The organism is Acetobacter estunensis, assembly GCF_011516945.1.
Lineage (GTDB): Bacteria > Pseudomonadota > Alphaproteobacteria > Acetobacterales > Acetobacteraceae > Acetobacter > Acetobacter estunensis.
The window spans coordinates 1-6,915 of record NZ_WOTH01000070.1 but is presented as its reverse complement, the minus strand read 5'-3'; the positions used below and the strand labels follow the sequence as shown (position 1 = coordinate 6,915).

Genomic DNA, 6,915 nt, shown 5'->3' with positions numbered 1-6,915 from the left:
ACTCTGTCTGCATCGGGTTCGTTTATTGCTTATGAAAAATTCTTTTGTGCAAAACAGACTTTTTCATAATCTAATCCGATGTACAACCCTTCTGTGAGATTTCCGCGTCGATCCTCATCTGGCCACGGCGCGCGAAATGTGTGGCCTGCTCGTTCATCCGGCTCAGACCCACGCAGTGATGTTCGTGACCGCCTGCGTGTCCGTGCTCGGACTGCTCATGCTGATAGCCGCCACCTACATGATCGGCCGTTGCCTGTTCCGGGGCGTGCGATGGAGCGTGGGGCGCGTCCGTCAATCCTGAGCGGTTGAGATTTTGAGAGTGATAAAGGAAAGGCCGTCCCTGAAGGACGGCCTTTTTGGTTGTCGGTGTGGATTACCGGCGTCGGAAATCAAAACCTAGTTTTCCGTCATTCATAACCGACGGTGTGCATGTCTTCCCCGGATGTATTGCGGTGTAAGGCTTGAGCCACTTGGTCTCAATCCAGCCAGGACGAAAGGCAAAGTTCATGGTTTTTACGAAGCCGTTTTGCGTCTCCGGTGGTTCAGCGACAGCAATAATCTCCGCAACTGGGGCGAAAGTCGGTGAATTCGAAGATGGCTCCTGATGGAGGGACACCGGATGATCGAAGTCCATGTCCATGGATTCCGGAGTGTCCACCACCATACACTGGTATCCAGCCAATGGCTTTACGGGGTGCAGATCAGCGGCGACAGCGGACGTCCATGTGAGTGCTGATGCAAGAGCTACGGCAACAGGAATGATTTTCATTGGTTTTTCTCTCATTCTTTAATGTGTGAGTAGAACACTCTGGGTAGCGGCGGAACCCATTTTCCCGGCAACGGCCGAGCGCCATTGGCCGACTGTTTCATTGGGCGTCACACCATTTTTTGCCATTTTGTCGGCCGAGATGAATTCGGACATCGGGGTGTCAGATGACGCGCGCGCCATGGAAATGCCGGCCTTTGGACCGAAATTATAGTAACCGCGTGTGTCCACGGGCGTGGGATTGTCCACGCCGGCCGATTGCAGTGAGGTGGCAGCCTGTTTCAGATACTGCGCTGCTGCGACGGCCTGTGTAGCGGGATCCTGCTGACCGGCGATGCCGGATGTAATCGTGTCGGCAAGCTCGGGGTGCTGGGCGAGCGCCCTGTTAAGCTGTTCCGTGTAAGTGCCGTTACTCATCTGGAACGCACCCGTAATCGTGGTCTTCCCGTTGGCGGTATACAGGTTCCGACAGCCGGACTCGACCACGCAGGTTGCAGCAAGGGCGCTTGGATTGACGCCTACCGTCTCAGCATTCTGCGCCGCCTGGTATCCCCATGATGAACCATACATCTTCTCCAGCGCGTCAGAGCCGGTTGCGGCACTGGGGGCGGTTGAAGTGCGAACCGTTGACCCATCACTTCCGATGGTTCGCGTGCTGCCAGATGTCGGCAGGGTAAAGCCCCCGATCCCGACTTCCTCAAATGTGGGGATCGGTCCCTGCGGCATTCCGTTCGGCACCGTGATGGTCTGGGCGTGAAGCACGGTTGCGGGTGACATGAGTGCCCCAAGGACGAGGGCCGCATGAGCCGTTCGTCGTGGGGCTCGGGAAATGGTGGATCGCACTGGCGTCTCCCATGGTTATGTGGAGACGCCATGATGAGTGGACATCGTGCGACTTTACGGGGTAGTTTCCCTTTATTCTTCGAGAGCAGGACTGGTGTGTCAGTTTCTGTCACACCTACATCACATGACCGAAGACAAACCCCAGACAGAAGATGATCGACCCATAGAGAACGGTGCGGAAATGAATCTCCAGCGCCGCGCGTTTGTTGCCGAGATCCACGCTCTTTTGCACTGAGTCCGAAATATCCCTGCCGATCCGGATCAGGAGTTTGGCAAGGTGCGCGTCCACGGTCTTTTCGTTGACCTGTTTGAGCGTCTCGACCGCTTTGACGCCTTCACCGATCAGCTTGCGGCTCTCACGGATCTCTTCGGTCGTGTCCTTGCGACACTGGGCGGCTGTTTCCCTCAGAGCTGCGCGTGCTCCGTGACACTGGTCTCCCAGTGCCACCATCAGAAAAATCATGTCGCGAAGAAGCTTCTGTTCTGGCTCTACCGGTCGTCCGATCCATTCCTCGGCGCTTTCTCGGAGTTCGCTGACACGCTTCGAGAACTGTCGTGAAATTTCATCTTCGGGGAATGAGGATGCCGAGTCCATGTCTCACCCGATATTCCATGTCACGGATGGAATGCCTTGTGGCATGCGAGGAAGCAATTCAGGCCCAAGATCGTCGAAAAATTTGGGAACGGCTTCCTGAAGCCATTTCTTGATGCGAAGACGATCCAGAACTCCGCTGGGCGGAAAGCCTTTCACTGGCACATTATTGGCGTAATCCAGAAAGCCTTGATTCCGGTCGTTGACTTTCTTGATCCCGTTCAGCACCGGGAAAACCGAAACCTCTGTCTCGCCGTGCTGGATCGCCCTCATCACAACCGGATGGTTGAGAATGTCGGCCATCGCCTGAGGCGTGTTTGTTCCTTGAGGCAGAAGGCTCCCGTTGATCACGATGGCGCAGCGTGGCGGGAAAAAATCCTGCTGCTGGAGATTGTCGAGATAATCGAGATCGCCATTTTCGTTTCCGATGACGAAATAGGACACCAGAGAAATCCCCAGATCAGGGAGACCATCCAGGAGACCGGTTTCCTTGACAACCTGATGAAACGCCGTCCAGCCCCCCCCGACATCAAGGAGAACGTCCTTTCCCTTGGCTTTCATGCCGTCGAGTTTTTCAAGAAGCCAGTCTGTCTGCTCTGGCACACTCTGCCCGGGCGCCTGGACAACCTCTCGCCCGATTGTCGCGACGGAGTTTGATTTGTTCAGTGTGTCAGCATTCCAGACCTCAATATCGCCGCCTTGATGCTTGGTCACTTCGTCGATCAGTTTCAGTAGCGTTGTCTTGCCCACCCTCTGACGTCCGATTGCGACGTAAAGCGTAGGAAGACGGGTCTCCGGTCCTGTTTTCGTCTTTGCGTCCTTCATGCCTTATCCTTCCATTGGCCCACCCCACTGTTCAATCTGAGCGCGGCGGACCTTCTCCATAATTTTGTCGAGCCGCGCCTGCACCTCTGGTGAAGGAGGTTCTTTGCCATCCGGCTCAGTCCCGACAATGACGTCTCTCTCTGCGACTTTGTGTGAGCTTTTTTGCGTGTCGTCTGACGCGTCGATCATGGGAGGGCTCCAGTCCCGATCCTCACGACTTGGCATGGAAAGCCGAGCAGGCGGTTTCTCGGTTGGAAGGGCGTCCGTTGCTGGTGAGGCATGGTTCATGCGGCGTGATGTTCGCGCAACGGCACGGCTCCAGCATCGCTCTATCCGGCGCAGCGCCACCTTTTCATCAGGCAGATCGACCCCATCCGCTCGGGCGGCTTTCACGTAAGGAGCCCATGAGTCCCCTTTGCGCCGAAGACTCTCGATATCGTCATAATTGACCAGCACCCACTCATAGAGCGCTGTCGCTGTGGGCTTGGTGTGTGGCTCCGAGACCAGCAGAGCCAGTCGCTCCCGACCGTGTTTTTTCGCCATGACGTCCTTCCCGGCATTCGGGTTCCACCCATCGGCCACCCGATACCACCCTTATACCACCGCGTCAGCACCTTAGTGACACCACTAGCCCACCGCGAAGGCACCCAACCACCACCGTCATCCCACTGAACTGCCCCCTATGTGCCGCTACTCCGCCACCCATAGGGAGAAGAGCTTCATACACCATTGCACCGTTGGTGCGGGGGCTGCGCCGAGGGCTACCGAAAGGGTATCGGTAATGCCGAGACCCTTCGTTGCTCACGGTGTCCGGACCTGGGGAAAAGTTTTCTCAGTCGCAGCGAGTGATGGGACCGTCCTCATATCTGACGAGGAGACGTTCCATGAGTGAGAAGACAACACCGCGACGCGCAGGATCGAGCAGCTCGCCTGGGCCTCTTCCGCCGTCATCGTTCGAGCATTGGCCACTCCACTGGGAGACCTTTGGTGAACGACTGTGGCTGAAGGCGAGTGAGGTATGCGGGATCCTGGGCATTCGGAATGTGAGCGATGCCTGCAGCCGGCTTGACGAGGATGAGGTCCGACTAGGGGTGAGCGAGACCAATGGAGGCGAGCAGCAGGTTCGGTTTGTGAGTGAAAGCGGAATGTATCAGCTCACTTTCGTCTCCCGTCGCCCCGAAGCGAAGAGGTTTCGTCGATGGGTGACAGAGGAGGTCCTGCCCTCCATTCGTCGCACAGGTGGCTACCAAGCCTCACCGGACACGTCTCAACTCAGTTCGGATGACTGTGCGCTTTTGACCTACTTGCGGCGTCCCGGGCGCTACCTCGTGGTTCGCAGGGAAATCGGTGAGTTTCCACTAATTCAGGAGGAGCCTGACGAAGCCTTTCTGGCTCGCGTCGCGCGGTGTGACGTGCAGGGGATGGTTCACGCTATCGGGTTGGTGGACTCCCTGTGGCGGACCCACGTGGCCTATCTGGAGGCAGGCACGATCTCAGGCGATCACGTTGTCGCCCTCAACCGGACCATAGGGATCGCGGCCGCCTTAGGCGCGGGTGCTTTGGCTCTCAGACCGGATAGGGAGGATCCGAAAGCGGCCATATCGGTTCCCGTCAGGGAGACACGGCGATGAACGAGACCCTTGAGCCGTCCGCTTCTTCGGCCGTCCCGAAATGGGCGAGTAACCTACAGGAGTGCATGGATGAGCAGAGGGAAGAACTGCGGAGCGTCAGCGAAAAGCTCTCACTTCTGATCGAGATCCTGTCACCCAAGGAGACCGAAGGCCCGACGCTCGACGATCTTCTGGCCCGCCTGATCGAGGTTGTTCAGGAACAGAACCCCATCCTGCGGCGGATCGATCGCACGACGGGCTTCACGCTCGACCATCTCGAGGGGCGCCCCGTGCGTCGCGATGGCGACGAGGACGCCCACCTGTCATGATGACCTTCCGCAAGATCTCGGCAATGGGACGGGGCGATCTGATCGTGGCCTACCTCACCGAGGGGGAGCCCGACCCATTACACGATTTCAGGACGGAACCGGGAAAGGTGCCCGATGGCGATGGATCACGTCTGACAAGTTACTACACGGGTCGCGATGGTCGCGCCTCATGGCGTCCCGAGATGCCGGCAAAGGTTGCAGCCGCGCTGGGTATTGATGCGAGTAAGCCGCCGAAAAACGCCGAACTCTCGAAGTTGTTCGAAGCCTCCAATGCGCAGACGGGCGAAGCGTGGTCGGACGCCCAGCGCAAGATCAGCGCCTACGATCTGACGATGGCGCCCCATAAGTCGATCACGCTTGCGGCCGAGTTTGCGCCGACAGCGGCCGAGGGGGCCGCGATCTGGCACGCGATCGACAAAGCCAATGACGACACGATGGGCTATGTGGCGCGTGAACTGGGGTATGCCCGCCGTGGGCACGGTGGCGAAGACGGTGCGGAGAAGGGGGACGTCGCCTGGGTGTCCTTTCGCCACACCACGGCGCGCCCCACGGTCGAGGCGAAGGATCCGGCGTCAGGCCAGACCTATCTGATCGACAGCAGGGCGGGTGGCGATCCCCACGCCCATATCCACAACGCGCTGTTCAATGTGGTCGTCACCGAGGACGGGCACGTAGGCTCCCTCGACACCAAAAGGCTGCGCTCGCGGGTCCATGAGTTCGGGGCCTACTTCCAGGCACGTCTGGCCGATAACCTGCGCCAGCTCGGCATCGCCCAGACCTACGATGCCAATGAACAGGCGACTGTCATTTCAGCGGTGCCGCAGGACATCTGTGACTTCTTCAGCAAAGGCCGGCGTCAGGTCGTACAGGCCGCGAGGGATTATGCCGCGAAGGAAGGCCTCGACTGGGAGAAGATCTCCATCGAACGCAAGCAGCGTATCCTTTCCATGGCTGGGCTGGCGTCGCGCCACGAAAAGGAGCGGGACGCGGACGAGCGGGAGGTTTGGAAGCGTCAGGCCGACGAGCTGGGCTGGCAGACCCGCTCCCTTCTCGGCAGCCCCATAGAAGACGCGAGTGCCCCTGCGCTGCGGCACGAGCAGGCCTATGAGTTCGCGGCGCGTCATCTTGCCAAAGAGTTTGAGACGTCGGCCGTGCTCGATCACGACAAACTGCGGATGTATGCCGCGCGCGGATTGATTGGCGCCGGTATCCCGGGTGGCGTGAAAGACATCGACGCGGTTGTATCCATGATCGAGCAGCGGGGCCTTACGCTGCACGACGAGCATGTGTCGCTGGTCTCGACGCTCAGGAATGACCGGGTGCGCGTGACCAACAGCGCGCAGATCCGCATCGAGGAGACCCTTGCGCGCGAGGCGGCCCGCGCAAGCCGTGACCGCAGCGCCTCGCTTTCGGACGAACAGATCCGCACGGCCATTGAGGCGAGCGGTGGCCATTACGATGACCAGCACGGCCAGTCCCAGAAAGCCGCGATCTACGCCCTGGGACGTGGCGGTAAGCTGTCCATGTTGACCGGTGTCGCCGGGTCGGGAAAGACCTTCCTTCTCAAACCGCTTGTGGCGGCGTGGAAGGCTGACACCACCTTCGCCCCCGAGGGGCGTGAGGTGATCGGTCTGGCGACGGCGTGGCGTCAGGCCGACGCACTGGCCGAAGCCGGGATCCATGATCGTTGGGCGCTGGCCCCGTTCCTGATGCGTCTGGAGAAGGGCGATCACCACGTCACGGAGAACACCGTTCTCGTGATCGACGAGGTGGGACAGATCGCGCCCCGGCAGATGCTTCAGCTCATGGAACTGCAGCGCCGCACGGGCTGCACGATCAACGCGGAAATCTCACAGAAGGGTTGTACATCGGGTTAGATTATGAAAAAGTCTGTTTTGTAGAAAAGAAATTTCCATAATCATCAAGAAAACCCGATGCAGACAGAGTGTA

General features: G+C 58.9%; 9 protein-coding genes. 3 read left to right on the top strand and 6 right to left on the bottom strand.

The window, feature by feature from the left end; all coding sequences use genetic code 11:
• Nucleotides 1-70: 70 nt before the first annotated feature.
• The 6 genes from GOB87_RS15935 to GOB87_RS15910 all read right to left on the bottom strand — a co-directional run bounded on the left by GOB87_RS15935 (nucleotide 71) and on the right by GOB87_RS15910 (nucleotide 3,569).
• Complete coding sequence (locus GOB87_RS15935) at nucleotides 71-295, bottom strand: hypothetical protein (RefSeq protein ID WP_166319003.1); 225 nt, start codon at nucleotides 293-295, stop codon at nucleotides 71-73.
• 78 nt (nucleotides 296-373) lie between these two features.
• Complete coding sequence (locus GOB87_RS15930; protein ID WP_166319000.1) at nucleotides 374-769, bottom strand: hypothetical protein; 396 nt, start codon at nucleotides 767-769, stop codon at nucleotides 374-376.
• 18 nt (nucleotides 770-787) lie between these two features.
• The gene (locus GOB87_RS15925) at nucleotides 788-1,543 is read right to left on the bottom strand and encodes a hypothetical protein (protein ID WP_194303384.1); all 756 of its coding nucleotides are present in this window, start codon (nucleotides 1,541-1,543) and stop codon (nucleotides 788-790) included.
• Nucleotides 1,544-1,724: 181 nt separating this feature from the next.
• Complete coding sequence (locus GOB87_RS15920) at nucleotides 1,725-2,204, bottom strand: hypothetical protein (protein WP_166318997.1); 480 nt, start codon at nucleotides 2,202-2,204, stop codon at nucleotides 1,725-1,727.
• 3 nt (nucleotides 2,205-2,207) lie between these two features.
• The gene (locus GOB87_RS15915; protein WP_166318994.1) at nucleotides 2,208-3,026 is read right to left on the bottom strand and encodes an FAD-binding oxidoreductase; all 819 of its coding nucleotides are present in this window, start codon (nucleotides 3,024-3,026) and stop codon (nucleotides 2,208-2,210) included.
• A 3-nt stretch (nucleotides 3,027-3,029) separates the two neighbouring features.
• Nucleotides 3,030-3,569, bottom strand: coding sequence for a hypothetical protein (locus tag GOB87_RS15910; RefSeq protein WP_166318991.1), 540 nt, complete (start codon nucleotides 3,567-3,569; stop codon nucleotides 3,030-3,032).
• 341 nt (nucleotides 3,570-3,910) lie between these two features.
• Here GOB87_RS15910 and GOB87_RS15905 point away from each other — a divergent pair, with 341 nt between their 5' ends.
• From GOB87_RS15905 to mobF, 3 genes are read left to right on the top strand one after another with little or no spacing between them, the layout of a single operon-like run.
• A complete protein-coding gene (locus GOB87_RS15905) occupies nucleotides 3,911-4,657 on the top strand; it encodes a BRO-N domain-containing protein (protein WP_166318988.1) in 747 nt (248 codons plus the stop codon).
• Nucleotides 4,654-4,965: a hypothetical protein gene (locus GOB87_RS15900; protein ID WP_242006526.1), complete on the top strand. Its 312-nt coding sequence runs from the start codon at nucleotides 4,654-4,656 to the stop codon at nucleotides 4,963-4,965. The genes GOB87_RS15905 and GOB87_RS15900 overlap by 4 nt, the downstream gene beginning before the upstream one ends.
• Nucleotides 4,962-6,842 (top strand): MobF family relaxase, encoded by a 1,881-nt coding sequence (gene mobF, locus GOB87_RS15895; protein ID WP_166318985.1) that lies wholly within the window; start codon nucleotides 4,962-4,964, stop codon nucleotides 6,840-6,842. Before GOB87_RS15900 ends, mobF begins: the two co-directional genes overlap by 4 nt.
• Nucleotides 6,843-6,915: the final 73 nt, after the last annotated feature.